This is a genomic window from Lentzea albida (genome assembly GCF_900111005.1).
Taxonomy (GTDB): Bacteria; Actinomycetota; Actinomycetes; order Mycobacteriales; family Pseudonocardiaceae; genus Lentzea; species Lentzea albida.
In genome coordinates this window covers 169,840-186,137 of sequence record NZ_FOFV01000002.1, presented here as the reverse complement: position 1 = coordinate 186,137, position 16,298 = coordinate 169,840, and the positions used below count along the sequence as shown (strand labels likewise).

The 16,298-nt window shown below is 71.0% G+C and carries 11 protein-coding genes; 10 read left to right on the top strand and 1 reads right to left on the bottom strand.

Annotation, left to right across the window (positions count from 1 at the left end; translation table 11 throughout):
* Positions 1 to 161 precede the first annotated feature (161 nt).
* The 10 genes from kdpF (at position 162) to BMY74_RS06180 (ending at position 15,327) form a co-directional block, all read left to right on the top strand.
* Positions 162 to 260 (top strand): K(+)-transporting ATPase subunit F, encoded by a 99-nt coding sequence (gene kdpF / locus BMY74_RS06225; protein ID WP_089911006.1) that lies wholly within the window; start codon positions 162 to 164, stop codon positions 258 to 260.
* Positions 260 to 1,882, top strand: coding sequence for a potassium-transporting ATPase subunit KdpA (kdpA, locus tag BMY74_RS06220; RefSeq protein WP_089911003.1), 1,623 nt, complete (start codon positions 260 to 262; stop codon positions 1,880 to 1,882). Before kdpF ends, kdpA begins: the two co-directional genes overlap by 1 nt.
* Before the next feature lie 56 nt (positions 1,883 to 1,938).
* A complete protein-coding gene (kdpB, locus tag BMY74_RS06215; protein ID WP_425434820.1) occupies positions 1,939 to 3,870 on the top strand; it encodes a potassium-transporting ATPase subunit KdpB in 1,932 nt (643 codons plus the stop codon).
* Between the two features lie 3 nt (positions 3,871 to 3,873).
* On the top strand, positions 3,874 to 4,401 hold the full coding sequence (locus BMY74_RS06210; RefSeq protein WP_089910997.1) for a potassium-transporting ATPase subunit C: 528 nt from the start codon (positions 3,874 to 3,876) through the stop codon (positions 4,399 to 4,401).
* A complete protein-coding gene (locus tag BMY74_RS06205) occupies positions 4,391 to 6,871 on the top strand; it encodes a sensor histidine kinase (RefSeq protein WP_245785931.1) in 2,481 nt (826 codons plus the stop codon). The genes BMY74_RS06210 and BMY74_RS06205 overlap by 11 nt, the downstream gene beginning before the upstream one ends.
* Complete coding sequence (locus tag BMY74_RS06200) at positions 6,868 to 7,545, top strand: response regulator (RefSeq protein WP_089910991.1); 678 nt, start codon at positions 6,868 to 6,870, stop codon at positions 7,543 to 7,545. Before BMY74_RS06205 ends, BMY74_RS06200 begins: the two co-directional genes overlap by 4 nt.
* A 201-nt stretch (positions 7,546 to 7,746) precedes the next feature.
* Positions 7,747 to 9,060 (top strand): diaminopimelate decarboxylase, encoded by a 1,314-nt coding sequence (gene lysA, locus BMY74_RS06195; RefSeq protein WP_089910989.1) that lies wholly within the window; start codon positions 7,747 to 7,749, stop codon positions 9,058 to 9,060.
* Between the two features lie 44 nt (positions 9,061 to 9,104).
* Complete coding sequence (locus BMY74_RS06190; RefSeq protein ID WP_089910987.1) at positions 9,105 to 10,385, top strand: SWIM zinc finger family protein; 1,281 nt, start codon at positions 9,105 to 9,107, stop codon at positions 10,383 to 10,385.
* Entirely contained in the window at positions 10,382 to 12,862 is a 2,481-nt protein-coding gene (locus tag BMY74_RS06185; protein ID WP_089910984.1) for a DUF6493 family protein, read from the top strand. The genes BMY74_RS06190 and BMY74_RS06185 overlap by 4 nt, the downstream gene beginning before the upstream one ends.
* The gene (locus BMY74_RS06180; protein ID WP_089910981.1) at positions 12,859 to 15,327 is read left to right on the top strand and encodes a hypothetical protein; all 2,469 of its coding nucleotides are present in this window, start codon (positions 12,859 to 12,861) and stop codon (positions 15,325 to 15,327) included. The genes BMY74_RS06185 and BMY74_RS06180 overlap by 4 nt, the downstream gene beginning before the upstream one ends.
* Here BMY74_RS06180 and sph read toward each other — a convergent pair.
* Positions 15,320 to 16,246, bottom strand: coding sequence for a sphingomyelin phosphodiesterase (sph, locus tag BMY74_RS06175; RefSeq protein ID WP_089910978.1), 927 nt, complete (start codon positions 16,244 to 16,246; stop codon positions 15,320 to 15,322). The genes BMY74_RS06180 and sph overlap by 8 nt on opposite strands.
* Between the last annotated feature and the right edge of the window lie 52 nt (positions 16,247 to 16,298).

Sequence of the window (16,298 nt, the reverse complement as noted above, 5' to 3'; positions counted from 1 at the left end):
CAGGCACCCCCTGATCAGGCATTTCGTGATGCACGCTTCCGGGCGTCATCAAGAAACCTTGTCGTTGAAGGGAGCGGCGTCATGGCCGACCTGGCCTACGCGTTGCTGCTGATCGGGAGTTTCGTCGTGCTGGGCCTGACGGTCCGCGGACTGGAGAAGTTGTGAGCACGGGACTCGTCGCGAACGCCGTCGCCGGTGTGATCGCGCTCGCGCTGATCGTCTACCTGTTCGTCGCACTCGTCAGGCCGGAGAAGTTCTGATGTCACCTCTCGCCGCCGGCCTCCTGCAGGTCGGCATCCTCGTCGCGGCCCTCTCGGTCGTGTACCGGCCCCTCGGCGACCACATGGCCCGCGTGTTCACCGCGAAGCGCCACTTAAGGGTCGAGCGCGTCATCTACCGGATCGGGCGGATCAACCCCGACTCCGAGCAGAAGTGGAGCACCTACGCCTACGGCGTGCTGGGCTTCTCGTTCGTCGGCATCGTGTTGCTTTACGTGATCCAGCGCGCGCAGTCGTTGCTGCCGTTCGACTTCGGCCGCGGGAACGTGCCCGAGGGCATGGCGTTCAACACCGCGATCAGCTTCGTGGCCAACACGAACTGGCAGTCGTACGTGCCCGAGGTCGTGATGGGCCACGCGGTTCAGATGATCGGCCTGACCGTGCAGAACTTCGTGTCGGCCGCGGTCGGCCTGGCCGTGGCGATCGCCCTGGTCCGCGGCTTCGTCCGGCACCAGACCGACCGGCTCGGCAACTTCTGGGTCGACCTCGTCCGCGGCGTCACGAGGATCCTGCTGCCCATCGCGTTCCTCGGTGCGATCGTGCTGATCGCGTTCGGTGTCACGATGTCGCTCAAGTCCGGTGTGGACGTCGACGGCCAGACCGTGGCGAACGCGCCCGTGGCCGGCCAGGAGGTCATCAAGGAGCTTGGCACCAACGGTGGCGGTGTCCTCAACGCAAACTCGGCCCACCCGTTCGAGAACCCGAACGAGTGGACCAACCTGATCGAGATCTTCCTGATCCTGGTGATCCCGGTCGCGCTCACCCGCACGTTCGGTCAGCTCGTCGGCGACAAGAAGCAGGGGTACGTCCTGCTGGGCGTCATGGGCGTCATCTGGACGGCGATGCTCGGCGTGATCTGGGCCGCCGAGGCGAACGGCATCAGGCCGTTGGAGGGAAAGGAGCTCCGGTTCGGCATCCCCGGCAGCGCGATCTTCGCCGACGCCACCACCGGTACGTCCACCGGCGCGGTGAACTCGCTGCACGACAGCTACACCGGACTCGGCGGCGGCGCGACGTTGCTGAACATGCTCTTCGGCGAGATGACGCCGGGCGGTGTCGGCACGGGTCTCTACAGCATCCTGGTGATGGCGATCATCGCGATGTTCCTCGCGGGCCTCATGGTCGGCCGCACCCCCGAGTACCTCGGCAAGAAGCTGGGGCGCAGGGAGGTCACGGCCGCGGCGGTCTCGATCCTCGCCATGCCGACCGTGCTGCTGATCGGCGCGGGGATCGCGGCGATCCTGCCGAGCACGCAGGCCGCGCTGAACAACCCGGGCGAGCACGGCCTGTCGGAGATCCTCTACGCCTACGCGTCGGCCTCCAACAACAACGGGTCCGCGTTCGCGGGGATCACGGTGACGAGCGACTGGTTCCAGTCGTCGCTGGGGCTGTGCATGCTGTTCGGCCGGTTCATCCCGATCATCGCGGTGCTGGCGCTCGCCGGATCCCTGGCGGCGCAGAAGAAGGTGCCGGTCACGGCGGGCACGCTGCCCACCACCGGCCCGCTGTTCGCGACGCTGCTCACCGGCTCGATCGTCCTGGTCGCCGCGCTCACGTTCGTACCCGCTCTCGCCCTCGGTCCCATCGCGGAGGCACTGCTGTGACCAGCACCTTGCAGAAACCGGCTGCCGCACAGGCGAAGGCGCAGGCCAAGCCGGGCATCGTCGCGGCGATCCCCGAGGCGCTGCGCAAGCTCCACCCGCGCCACCAGCTGCGCAGCCCCGTCATGTTCGTCGTCTGGGTCGGATCGCTGCTGGTCACCGTGTTCGCGGTGATCGAGCCGAGCGTGTTCACCGTCGCGGTGGCGCTGTGGCTGGGGTTCACCGTGCTGTTCGCGAACCTCGCCGAAGCCGTCGCGGAAGGCCGTGGCAAGGCGCAGGCGGACTCGCTGCGCAAGACCAAGAAGGACGCCGTCGCCCGGCTCGTCGACGGCGACGTCGTGCCCGGCACCGAGCTCAAGATCGGTGACCTCGTGGTCGTCGAGGCGGGCGAGGTGATCCCCGGTGACGGTGACGTCGTCGAGGGCATCGCGACCGTCGACGAGTCGGCGATCACCGGGGAGTCGGCGCCCGTCATCCGCGAGTCCGGCGGCGACCGGTGCGCTGTCACGGGTGGCACGACGGTGTTGTCCGACCGGATCGTCGTCCGGATCACGACCAGGCCCGGCGAGTCCTTCGTGGACCGCATGATCGCGCTGGTCGAGGGCGCGGAACGGCAGAAGACGCCGAACGAGATCGCGCTGACGATCCTGCTGTCGACGCTGACGATCATCTTCCTGCTCGCGGTCGTGGCGCTGCAGCCGTTCGCGATCTACTCCGGCGGCGAGCAGTCGGTGGTCGTGCTGACCGCGCTGCTGGTCTGCCTGATCCCCACGACGATCGGCGCGCTGCTGTCCGCGATCGGCATCGCCGGCATGGACCGGCTGGTGCAGCGCAACGTCCTCGCGACCTCCGGCAAGGCGGTCGAGGCCGCGGGCGACATCGACACGCTGCTGCTCGACAAGACCGGCACGATCACCTGGGGCAACCGGCGCGCGACCGAGTTCATCCCGGTCGGCCCGACGTCCGAGGAGGAACTGGTGGCCGCCGCGCGGCTCGCGAGCCTCGCCGACGACACCCCCGAGGGCCGCAGCATCCTGGAGCTCGCGGGTGGCAGGCCCGCCACCGAGCAGGAGAAGACCGGCGAGTTCGTGCCGTTCACCGCGCAGACCCGCATGTCCGGCATCGACCTCGGGGAGCGGGTGATCCGCAAGGGCGCCGCGTCCGCGTTCGAGCTGACCGACACGGCCCGCGAGGTCGTCGACGAGATCAGCGCGCAGGGCGGGACCCCGCTCGTCGTCGCCGAGAACGGCCGCGTGCTCGGGATCATCCGGCTCTCGGACGTCGTGAAGCCCGGCATGAAGGAACGCTTCGCCGAGCTGCGGTCCATGGGCATCCGGACGGTCATGGTCACGGGCGACAACCCGTTGACCGCCAAGGCGATCGCGGACGAGGCCGGGGTCGACGACTTCCTCGCCGAGGCCAAGCCCGAGGACAAGATGGCCCTGATCCGCAAGGAGCAGGAGGGCGGCCGCCTCGTCGCGATGACCGGGGACGGCACGAACGACGCGCCCGCGCTGGCCCAGGCGGACGTCGGCGTCGCGATGAACACCGGCACGTCGGCCGCGAAGGAGGCCGGCAACATGGTCGACCTCGACTCGGACCCGACGAAGCTCATCGAGATCGTGGAGATCGGCAAGCAGTTGCTGATCACCCGCGGTGCGCTGACGACGTTCTCGGTGGCCAACGACCTCGCGAAGTACTTCGCGATCCTGCCCGCGATGTTCGCGGCGATCTACCCGGCGCTCGGCCAGCTCAACATCATGCGCCTGGCCACGCCGCAGTCCGCGATCCTGTCGGCGGTGATCTTCAACGCCCTGGTGATCGTGGCGCTGATCCCGCTGGCCCTCAAGGGCGTGAAGTACCGGCCGTCCAGCGCCTCGGCGCTGTTGCGGCGCAACCTGCTGATCTACGGACTGGGCGGCGTCGTGACGCCGTTCGCCGGGATCTGGCTGATCGACCTGCTCGTGCGACTCGTCCCCGGGATCGGCTGAACCATGAACAACTTCCTCAAGCAGTCGTGGGCGGGTCTGCGGATCCTGCTCGCCCTCACGGTGCTCCTCGGCGTGCTCTACCCGCTGTCGGTGTGGGGCGTCTCGCGGATCCCCGGCCTGCACGCCAACGCCGAGGCCGTGGACACCACGCTGGTCGCGGTGCCGCGGGAGGGCGACCGGTACTTCGTGCCCCGCCCGTCCGCCGCCACGCTGCCCGCGTCCGGCGGCTCCAACAAGAGCGAGATCAACGAGGACTACACGAAGGTCGTCGCCGAGCGCCGGACGGCTGTGGCGCAACGCGAGGGCGTGCCCGAGAGCCAGGTCCCGCAGGACGCCGTGACGGCGTCCGCGTCCGGCCTCGACCCGCACATCAGCCCGGAGTACGCGGCGTTGCAGGTGCCCCGCGTGGCGCGCGCGTCCGGGCTGCCGGTGGAGAGGGTGCGCGAGCTGGTCGCCGCCGCGACCTCGGGCACCTTCACCACCACCGTCAACGTGACCGCGCTGAACCGTGCCCTCGACAGTGCCCGTTGACGGTCGCCGGGGTGAGCTGAGGATCTACCTCGGCGCCGCTCCCGGCGTCGGCAAGACCTTCGCCGTGCTCGGCGAGGCCCACCGGCGCCGGGAGCGCGGCACGGAGGTGGTCGTCGGACTCGTGGAGACCCACGGCCGGGACAAGACCGCCTCCCTGCTCGACGGCCTCGAAGTGGTGCCGCGCAGGGCGGTGCGGCACCGCGACCTCGAAGTGTCCGAAATGGACGTCGACGCGGTGCTCGCCCGCAGGCCCGAGGTCGTCGTGGTCGACGAGCTCGCGCACACCAACGCGCCGGGTTCGCGCAACGAGAAGCGCTGGCAGGACGTCGAGGAACTGCTGGAGGCGGGCATCGACGTCCTGTCGACCGTGAACGTGCAGCACCTGGAGTCGCTGAACGACGTCGTGGAGCGGATCACCGGGGTGCGGCAGCGGGAGACCGTGCCGGACGAGGTGGTCCGCCGCGCCGAGCAGGTCGAGCTGATCGACATCACGCCCGAGGCGTTGCGGCGGCGCCTGGCGCACGGCAACGTCTACCCCGCGCACCGGATAGACGCCGCGCTGGGCAACTACTTCCGGCTCGGCAACCTGACGGCGTTGCGCGAGCTCGCGTTGCTGTGGGTGGCGGACCAGGTGGACGTCGCGTTGCAGCGGTACCGCAGCGAGAAGGACATCACCGACACCTGGGAGACCAGGGAACGGGTCGTCGTCTCGATCACCGGCGGACCGGAGAGCGAGACGCTGATCCGCCGGGCGCGCCGGATCGCGACCCGGGCGGGCGCGGAACTCCTGGTGGTGCACGTGATGCGAGGGGACGGGCTGTCCGGCGTGACGCCCGAGCACGTCGCCCGGTCCCGCAAGATCACCGAGGACGTCGGCGCGACGTTCCACACGGTGGTCGGCGACGACGTGCCGACGGCGTTGCTGGAGTTCGCCCGCGGGGTCAACGCGACCCAGCTCGTGCTCGGCACCTCGCGCCGGTCCCGCGTGGCACGGGCGTTCGACGAGGGCATCGGCGCGGCCGTCGTGCAGGAGTCCGGCGCGATCGACGTGCACATGGTCACGCACGACGAGTCGCGGCGCGGTCTGCGGTGGAAGATCGGCGTGGACCCGCTGTCGTGGAAACGGCGTGCGGCCGGCTGGGCCCTGTCGCTGCTGCTGCCCGCCGCCGTCACGGCGCTGGGCATGCTGTGGCGCGACGAGCTGGACTTCTCGACCGACCTGGTGGCGTTCCTGCTGGTCACGTGCGTGGTGGCGATCGCGGGCGGGCTGGGACCGGCGTTGTTCTGCGCGGTTCTGGGCGCCGGGATGCTCAACTACTTCTTCACCGAGCCCTACTACAGCCTCGCCGTGCAGACGCCGGAGAACGTGATCACGCTGGTGGCCATGGTGGTCGTCGCGACCGTGGTGGCGTTGACCGTCGACCGGGCCGCGCGGCTGGCGGAGCAGGGCGCGCGGGCGCGGACCGAAGCCGCGTTGCTCGCCTCCTACTCGCGGACCGTGCTCACGTCGCCCTATCCGCTCACGCGCCTGCTGGAGAAGATCCGGGAGAACTTCGGGCTGGAGTCAGTCGAGCTGGTCGAGCGCCAGGACGGGGCGTGGACGTGCGCCGAGCACGCGGGACGGGACTCCGGTCCGGTGACCGAGGTGACGGTCACCGGCGACGTGCGGCTGAGGCTGAGCGGGCGCGTGCTGCCCGCGAGCGACCAGCGCGTGCTGGAAGCGGCGGCGGGACAGGCGTTCGTCGCACTGCGCCAGCAGCGCATGGCCGCGGATGCCCTGAAGGCGCAACGCAAAGCGGAGACGTCGGAGCTGCGCACGGCGTTGCTCTCGGCGGTGGGACACGACCTGCGCACCCCGCTGACGTCGATCAAGGCGGCGATCGGGAGCCTGCGGGACGACTCGCTGCCACTGTCCGAAGAGGACGTCTCGGAGTTGATGGCGACCGTGGAGGAGTCGGCGGACCGGCTGACCGGCCTGGTGGACAACCTGCTGGACTCGTCGCGGCTCGCCACCGGGTCGGTCGAGCCGGTGCTGCGGCCGGTCGGGTACTACGAGGTCGTCGCGCGGGCGCTCACCGGGGTCGGGGGAGAGGTGTCGGTGGTGGTGGCCGAGGACCTGCCGCCCGTGCTCGCCGACCTGGGGCTGCTGGAGCGCGTGATCGCGAACGTGGTCGACAACGCCGTGCGCCACGGGAGCCCGTCACCGGTCGTGATCCGCGCCAGCCGCCACGGCTCGTCCGTCGAACTGCGGATCGTGGACCACGGGCCCGGTCTGCCGAAGAAGGCGGCGCACAAGGTGTTCGCGCCGTTCCAGCGGCTCGGCGACCGCACGGGTCCGGGCATCGGCCTGGGGCTGAGCGTCGCGAAGGGCTTCATCGCCGCCATGGGCGGCGAGATCAGCGCCGAGGACACACCGGGAGGCGGGCTGACCGTGGTCATCTCGCTGCCCGCCTACGAGGAGAGCACATGACCTCCGTACTGGTGGTTGACGACGAACCGCAGATCGTGCGTGCGCTGAGGATCAACCTCAGCGCACGGGGCTACGACGTGATGACGGCCTATGACGGCAAATCCGCGCTGGGCGTGGCCGTCGAGGGCAAACCCGACGTGGTCGTGCTCGACCTCGGCCTGCCCGACATCGACGGCGTGGACGTGATCGCCGGCCTGCGCGGCTGGTCCACGATCCCGATCATCGTGCTGTCGGCGCGCACCGACTCGTCGGCCAAGGTCGAGGCCCTGGACGCGGGCGCGGACGACTACGTCACCAAGCCGTTCGGCATGGACGAACTGCTGGCCAGGCTGCGCGCGGCCGTGCGCCGCAACGTCGCGCGCGAGGCGGGCGACCCGGTGGTCGAGACGGCGTCGTTCGTGGTCGACCTGGCGGCGAAGAAGGTGCGGCGCGACGGCCACGAGGTGCACCTGACGCCGACCGAGTGGGGCCTGGTCGAGATCCTCGCGCGCAACCCGGGCCGGCTCGTGTCGCAGAAGCAGCTGCTGCAGGAGGTGTGGGGGCCGATGCACGTGAACGAGTCGCAGTACCTGCGCGTCTACTTCGCCCAGCTGCGCCGCAAGCTGGAGGACGACCCCGCGCACCCGCGGCACCTGATCACCGAGCCGGGCATGGGGTACCGCTTCGAGGTGTGACCGACGCCGGGGAACGCGAACTCCTCGCCGGGATCGCGCAGGCAGCGGCCGGGAACCCGCAGTGGTCCCGCCGACCGGGGTGCGCTGTGCTGTGGCCCCCGCCACCCCGTCCGTCAGAATCCCGTCAAGGTCACCGCCGCGCGTGTCAGGGTCTCGTCCGGGGCCTGTCCAGCACACACCCGCCGGGCGTGTGCTGAACGCATGACACTCGCGGAGTTGTTGCCCAGCATCGGATGTTCCACCGAACCGGTGCTGGAAGAGGGTCTCTGGCCGGACGGCACCCGCCTCGCCGGACAGGACCTGGTCCTCGGTGGAGTCCCCGCCACGGAACTGGCTGCCCGCTTCGGCACCCCGTGCCAGGTCCTGGACGAGCGGACGGTCCGCGCCAGGGCGCAGGCCTTCCGCGCGGCACTTCCCGGCGCGGAGGTGGTGTTCGCGGGCAAGTCGTTGCCCTGCCCCGAGGTCTACCGGTGGATGGCGCAGGAGGGCCTGTCCCTCGACGTCTCGTCGGCCGGGGAACTCGCGCTGGCCAGGGCCGCGGGCTTCCCGGCGGAGCGGATCATCCTGCACGGGAACGTGAAAACGGCAGAGGACCTCAAGGCCGCGCTGGAGCACGGCGTCTCCCGGATCGTCGTCGACTCGCTCGACGAGATCGCCCAGCTCGGCGCACTGGCCACGCGCGGCCAGCAGGTCATGATCCGCGTGACGCCCGGCGTCGACGCCCACACGCACGCCAAGATCGCGACCGGGGTCGAGGACCAGAAGTTCGGCTTCTCGCTGGCCTCCGGCGCCGCGCTCGAAGCGGTCCTGCGCGTCGTCGACCAGCCGTCGCTCGAGCTCGTGGGCCTGCACTGCCACATCGGGTCGCAGGTCCGGCACGTCGCGAGCTACGAGGAGGCGGTGCGGCGCATGGTCGGCCTGATCGCCTCCTGCGGCACCAGGATCGGGCAGCTCGACCTCGGCGGTGGCTTCCAGGCCCCCTACCTCGCCGGGGACACGGCCTTCGACCTCGCCGGGTTCGCGCACCGCGTCACCGGCACGCTGAACTACGAGTGCGGTGTCCACCGCGTGCCGCCGCCGCGGCTGCTCGTCGAGCCCGGGCGGTCGATCGTCGCGAACGCCGGCGTCACGCTGTACCGGGTGTGCGCGGTCAAGCACGGCCTCACGCGCACGTTCGTCGCCGTCGACGGTGGCATGAGCGACAACCCGCGGCCCGCCCTGTACGGCGCCAAGTACTCCGTTCGGTTGGTCGGCCGGGGCGGGAAACCGAAGCCGGTGACGGTGGTCGGAAGGCATTGTGAGGCAGGCGATGTGCTGGCTGAAGACGTGTTGCTGCCACACGACGTGCACGCGGGGGACCTGCTCGCCGTGCCCGTGACGGGCGCCTACCACCACGCCCTGGCCTCGAACTACAACCAGGTGTGCCGGCCGCCCGTCGTGGCCGTGAAGGACGGGGTGGCACGGCCGGTCGTGCGCCGGGAGACCGAGGAGGACCTGCTGCGCCGGTACGTTTGATCAAACACCTGCCGAGTCGAACGTGTGTTCCTTAAAGTGGCGCGATGCACTCGTACGCCTACGTGGCGGACTCGCGGCTCGACGAGACGCGGCGCGCCCTGGGACTCCAGACCTCCGGCGGCAGGGCGCCGAACCCGCGCTTCTTCACCGGGTTCCTCGGCGACTCGCAGCAGGCCGCCACGGCGTTGCTCGCCATCGCGAAGATCGCGGGCACCCGGTACTTCCAGCCCACCGGTGAACGCCTCCGCGACCCGGTCGTCACCTGCAACGGCGACCGGTTGCGCTTCGAGTCGTTCTCGGGCTGCTGCGGCGTTTACGCGCGGCTGGACGTGCTGGGGGACGCGCTCGACGGCGAGGTGCACGACCGCGGCACCACGAACGTCGACGTCAACGAACCGCTGCGGCGCGCGCTCGCCCGCGTCACCAAGGGCGATCCGTTGCACCTCACGGTCGGGCCCGACCAGGTCGAGGTCGGTACGCTCGACGGTGCCGTCGTCGAGAAGAAGGTCCCGCTGCCCCCGCGCTGGTTGCGCGGGTTCGCCGAGACCCAGGTCCTCACCTCGCAGTTCGACCTCAGGGCCGAACTGTCGCCGATGGACGCCCAGCGGTTCCTCAAGACGCTGCCCAAGGGCCGTGCGGCGGTGTGGGCGGTGCCGGCCGGGAAGTCGTTGCGGCTCAGTGGAACGGCCTCCGCGAACGCCGTGTGCCTCGCCGGCCCGAACCGCCTCGAGACGCTGCTCCCGTTGCTGCGCTTCGCGAAGGCCGTCCGCCTCTACGGCCCGCCCACCGACGGCAAACCCGTCGCGAGCGGCTGGGAGGTCGACCTCGGCTCGCAGCGCCTGACGCTCGTCCTCTCACCCGAGGTGACGCGCGGCCTGTCCGGTGAGGGCGCCGTCCTCGACGGACTCGCGGCCGGGGACGCCGACACCGACGCCGAACTCGTCGGCGCGCTGCTCGACTTCGAGCCCCGCGTGGACGTCGCCGACCTGGTCGACCGCTCCGGCCTCACCACCGCCAGGGTCAAGGACGCCCTGGCGCAGCTCGGCACGGCGGGACGGGTGGGCTACGACCTCGCCGAAGCCTCGTACTTCCACCGCGAACTGCCCTACGGCGGCATCGACGTCGAGGCCATGAACCCCCGGCTGCGCAACGCGAAGGCGCTCGTCGCGCAGAACGCGGTGAGCTGGGACGGCGACACCGCCGTGGTCGGTTCCTACCGCGTGAACGGCGAGGCCTGCACCTGCCAGTGGTGGGCCGAGTACCGCGGTGGCCGCGGCAAGTGCAAGCACGTGCTGGCGGCGGACATGGTCAGGGGCAGGGCGTGAGCTTCGAGGAGATCCAGGCGCTGATCGAGGCCGACGACTGCGCCCCGCTCGGCGCAGCGCTGAGGGCGCTCACTCCCGAGCAGCGGAAGGTTCTGGCCAAGGACCTGATCGCGTACGAGAAGGCGCACCGGGCAGGGGACGATCCCTGGCACCACGGGTCGACGCTCGCCATCGCGGGTGCCGGCCTGCTGCCCAACGCGTCCGCGCTCACTCCGTGGCTCGTCCGCTACCGGACCTCGGCGTTCTACGCCACCGACGAGATCGGTGTGCTGATCGGCGTGCTGCGGAGCCGGGACCTCCCGTGGCTGCCCGATCTCGTCACGAGACTTGCCGCGAAGATGCCGTCACGGGAGCGTTGGCGCCGCGACCTGCTGCAGGTGGTGCTGGAGTTCTGCGGGGACGCCCCTCCGGACTCCGACGGGTTCCTGTTGCACTTCCTGGACTTCCGCGACCAGGCCAGGTGGAGGCCCGCGTTCGACGCGCTGATCCCGCGGATGCTGGACGCGGTCGGTTCCGGGGCGATCCTCGCCGGCAGTCCTCCCTGGCAGTCGTTCCTGCGGGACCGTGCCGAGCGCGAGGTGCTGCTCGACGGTTGCCTCGCCCGCCTCCAGCAGGGTGGTGCGGCGAAGGAGATGGAAGGTTTCCTCGCGCTGCACGACGTCCTCCAGGTGACGGTGGACGAGGCGGTCGAGCACGCGCGGGACTACGTGGCGATGCTGCCGGACTCGCGGTCGACCGTCGCGAACCTCGCGCAGCACCAGCTGAAGCGCTGTGACGACACCGGAAGGCTCGACTTCGAGCTGCTGTGCGACGCGAGCCGGTGGGTGTTCGGCCGCACCGAGAAGAAGCTCGTCCGCTCCCAGCTCACGTGGCTCGGCAAGCACGCCGGGGCCCGTCCCGACGAGGTGGTGCTGACCGTCGCGGAGCTGTTCGCGCACGAGTCGGACGACCTGCGCGGCCAAGCGGTCAAGCTGATCGTGAAGCACCTCGGGGACGTCGGCGAGGCGACCAGGGCCGAGATCCGCGCGCTGGCCGAACGGCTTCCGGGTGACCTCGCCCGCCAGCTGGGAGGCACCGCGGTCCAGGACGAGGCCGTGGAACTGGCTGCGTTCGCACCCGCCCCGTTCCCCGAGCCGATCGCGACGCTCGACGAACTGACCGCCGAGCTGATGGGGTCGTTCGCGCGCAGCTCCGGCCACCTCGTGCCGTCCACCGCGGAACGGATCGTCGAGGCTCTCGTCCGGTTCGCCTGGCGGGACCGTGATGCGCTCTCCAAGGCGATCCAGCCGCTCTACGACAAGCACCCGTGGTTCGAGTACCGCGAGCAACACCCCGACGACGACCACGACCCGCGGTCGGAGTTCATCAACGTGATCATCGCCGCGCGTCGCAAGCCGAAGCCTCTGCGGCAGCAGGTGAGTTCGGAGCTGGACTTCGCCCGCAACCGGAAGGCGGAACACCCCCAGCCGGTGCCGGCGGACGACCTCGCGAAGCGGCTGTACGAGATCGCCCAGGGGCTCGTGCACCTGCCGAAGCCGGCACTGGTCTCCACGCCCACCGAGATGTCCGGTCTGCTCGAGCCCGCCACCCTCGTCGAACGGTTGTCCCGCGCCAAGACCGAGGGCTGGGAACCGTGGCGGCGGGACCTGCGGCAGGCCGTCGCGCGCCTGCCCCGCGACACCGATCCCGCCCTGTTCTCGGCTCTCCCGAGCGAGGCGGCGGTGAAGGTCCGCGAGTGGCTCGCGGCCAGGACCGAGCCCGAGATCAGCATCACCGAGCGGACCTACACCTACGACTACAGCTGGCAGTCACCACCGCCCACCGACACCGGCCTGTACGCCGTGGTCGTCCCCGGCCTGGAGGAGCCGGAACTGAGCCTGCGCCACCACGACGAGTGGGGTCTGCAGCTCGAGTGGTGGCCGTCGCTGCTGCCGGCCCAACGCGAGATCACCGCCGCTCACCTGATCCCGCACTTCCGTGCGCGCACGGCGTCGAAGGGCAGCGACGGCCCGCTGTTGCCGATGCTCGCGGAGGCGCACGGCCCGGCGGGTCCCGCCCTGCACCTCGCCCTCGTCCTCGGGCTCGGCGCCGAGCTGACCGTCAACCGGGCGTACGCGGTCGACGCGATGCTGGTCCTCGCCGCACGCGGCCAGCTCGACGGCAGCACGCTCGGCGATCTCGTGGGACGGGTGCTCGACCAGGGCGACGTCTCGCTGAACCGGGTCGTGCCCGGCGTGCGCGACGCGGCGCGTTCCGGTGCGGCGCAGCAGGTCTGGGAGGCGCTGACGGTCCTGTTGCCGCGCCTGTGGTCCCACAACAGGGCTTCCGAGGTCGTCGAGCTCGCCGTCGAACTGGCCCAGCTGCTCCAGCCAGGCGGGGACGTGGAGGGGCTCGCCGAAGTGGCCGCCCGCAAGGGTTCCAGCAAGACCGTGGTGCAGGCGAAGAGGCTGGCGAGCGCGCTCGGGAGCACGGCATGAGCTTCGACCGCATCCGGGCGCTGATCGAGTCCCGTCAGGTGCTCGCGCTCGGCGAGGTGCTCAAGAGCCTCACGCCGGAGGAACGCGCCGAACGCGCGAAGGACCTGGTGGCGTACGAGAAGCAGCTCCGCGCGGCAAGCCGGAACTGGGAGCACCCCACCGCGATGGCGATCACCGGCGCCGGGCTGCTGCCCGGTGCCGCCACGCTCACGCCGTGGCTCGTCCGGTACCGCATCTGGTACCACCGCCTGTTCCCGGACGACGGCATCGGCGTGCTGCTGGACGTGCTGCGCCACCGCGACGTCCCCTGGAAGGCGGACCTCGTCACGAGGCTCGCGTCCAGGATGCCGACACGGGACCTCGACCGGCACGACCTGTACAGCGTGATCATGGAGCTCTGCGGGGAGAACCCGCCGGACTCCGACGGTTTCCTGCTGCACCTGCTGGCGTTCGACGGGCACGAGCGGTGGCGTCCGGGGTTCGACGTGCTGCTTCCGCGCCTGCTGGAAGTTCCGGGCGCCGGCGTGCACTTCGACAGGTCGGTGCGGGAGTTCCTGTGCTCCCGGACGGACCGGCGGGTGCTCCTCGACGGCTGCCTGGCGCGCCTGCAGCAGGGCGGTGTGCAGGCGGACGTGAAGGGGATCCTGGACCTGCACGCGGCCATCAGGGTCACGCCCGAGGAGACCACCGAGCACGCCCGGGACTACCTCGCGATGCTGCCGGACTCGCGATCGACCGTGGCGGCACTCGCCCAGGAGCGGCTGAAGTCCGTGGACGAGGCGGGAGAACTCGACTTCGACCTGGTCGCGGAGGCGAGCCGGTCGGTGTTCGGCCGCACGGAGAAGAAGCTCATCCGCGCGCAGCTGGCGTGGGTCGCCCGGCACGCGCAGGAGAAGCCGGACGAGGTGGTGCTGACCGTCGCGGAGCTGTTCGCGCACGAGTCGGACGACCTGCGCGGCCAGGCCGTCGACCTGGTCTCCGGGCTCCAGACGAAGATCCGCGCGGACACCAGGTCCGAGCTGCGGGCGCTGGCCGAGCAGCTCCCGGCCGACCTCGCCGCCCGGTTCGGCGTCGAGACCGCCGCCGGGGAGACCCCGGAACTCGCGGGTTTCACGCCCAGTCCGTGGCCGGACCCGATCGCCACGCTCGACGAGCTGACCGCCGAGGTGGGCGGCCTGCTCACCCGCACCGCGAGCCACATCGAGCCCGTGGCCGCGGAACGGGTCCTCGAAGCCCTGGTCCGGTTCGCCTGGCAGGACAGGGAAGCGCTCGTGCGAGCGTTCGCGCCCCTGCGGGAGAAGAACCCGTGGATCCGCACCCGTGTGGACGCCGAGGCCTTCCTCGAACGCTCCTGGCCCAACTGCCGCTCGGTGTTCACCACGGTCGTGACCGCCGCGGCCGACGTCGTGCAGCCGACCGGCCACCCGGAACCGGTGGTGGACGCCGAGAACCTGGGCAGGGACGAACCGGGGTGTCCCGGCCAGCGGCTCGCCGGCCGGTTGCGCGAGATCGCCAGGGACCTGCTGAGGGCACCGCGCCCGGCCCTGGTGTCGACGCCCACCGAGACGTCCGGCCTGCTCGACGCCGCGACGCTGCTCGAACGGCTCGCGAAGGCCGAGGCGGGGGACTGGGAACCGGGCCCGCGTGACCTCAGGCAGGCCTACCACCGCCTGCCGCGCGACACCCGGCCGGAGGAGTTCTCCTCGCTCACGAGCAAGGCCGGGCAGGTGCTGCGCGCGTGGCTGGCGGACGTCACCGAGCCGGTGGTGGAGCTGGTCGAACGCCGGCGCACCGACCCGTACGTCCTGCCGCGCAGGGAAGAGGTCCGGCTGCTGGTCACGGTCGAACCGGGTCTTCCCGAGCCGGAGGAGGAGTGGTTCGGCCACAGCGACTGGGAGTCGTTGCTGGACTGGTGGCCGCTCGTCCTGCCCGCCCGGCGGGAGGTCGTCGCCGCGCACCTCGTCCCGCACCTCGCCCACCGGCGCGGGTCGTCGGGCAACGACGGCGCGATGCTGCCGGGCATCGCGCGGGCCCACGGTCCGATCGGTGTCGCCACCACCCTGGCGCTCGCGTACGGCCTCGGCACCGAATCGGTCGTCGGCCGCGCCCAGGCCGTCGACGCGGTGCTGGTCCTCGCCGCCCGCGGGCAGTTCGACGGCAGGGCACTGGGCGAGGTCATCGGCCGGCTGCTGGAGCACGGCGGACTGGCGCCGAACCGGATCGTGCCGTGCCTGCGCGACATCGCCCGGTCCGGTGCGGCGGCCCAGGTCTGGGGCGTCGTGGCGGCCGCGCTGCCGAAGGCGTGGTCGCACAACAGGGTCGCGGACCTGGTCGAGCTCGCCGTCGAACTGGCCCAGCAGCTCCGGCCGGGCGGCACCGTGGAGGGACTCGGGGAGGTGGCCGCCCGCAAGGGTGCGAGCAAGGCGGTGGTGCAGGCGAAGCGGCTCCTGTCCGCGCTCAGCTAGCGAAGACCGGGTAGTGGTCGGACAGGTCGTTGTAGGTGTACTTGCGCCCCCACGACCAGATCGACCACTCCGGACTCTTCACGCGCCGCGTCTCGTTGCGCAGCAACGGTCCCTGGACCGTCAGCACGTAGTCGAGCTGCTCCGACGCGTACTGCGGCCCGTACTGGTCGCGGCAGACGCTGTTGTCCGCGCAGTCCCACGAGAACGGGTGCCCGCCGATCTCCGGCGTCCGCGCGCCGAGATCGGTGATCATCTGCTGGAACTCGGCGCTCGCCCCGATCACGTTCATGTCGCCGGCCACGTAGACGGGCTCGTGGGCCGGGATGTTCCGCGCGGTCAGGAACGCCCTGATCTCCGCGCGCTGCCGGGCCCGGTAGCCGCCGGGCGCGCTCGTGCACGTCGAGTCCTCGGCCTGCATGTGCGTGCCGACCACGTGCAACGGCCCGGTCGGCGCGTCGATCCGCACGTATGCGAACCCCTTGTTGGAGAACCAGTCCGCGCCGCAGCCGTCCCGGTAGACGTGCTGGACGCGCGTGGTGATCGGCCACCGGCTCAGCACCGCGACACCGCCGTCCTCCGGCGTCGAGTCGCTGTAGCGCCCGCTCGTCACGTCCCAGCCGGCCTTGCTGCGACCGAGCACCGGCGTCTGGTGCGGGTAGGTGTCGCGCAGGTTCGCGAGCAGCCGGTCGGAGGCGGTGTTGTCGAACGCCTCCTGCAGCACCACGACGTCCTGGCCGTTCAGCACCCCGGTGCTGTCGACCAGGTCGGCGCGGGCGACCTGACCCCAGTTCGGGTACAGGTTCCGCGACAGCATGAACACGTTGTAGGTGGCGATCTTCGGCGCGGCGGGGGCCGCGACGGCGACGGGCGCTGCCGAGATCGTCAGGGCCACGGCGGCGGCGAGCGTGATCAGGCGCATGAGGCCCGATGCTGGCGGACGTGAATGTCTTTCACAACCGTCTTACCGGTAC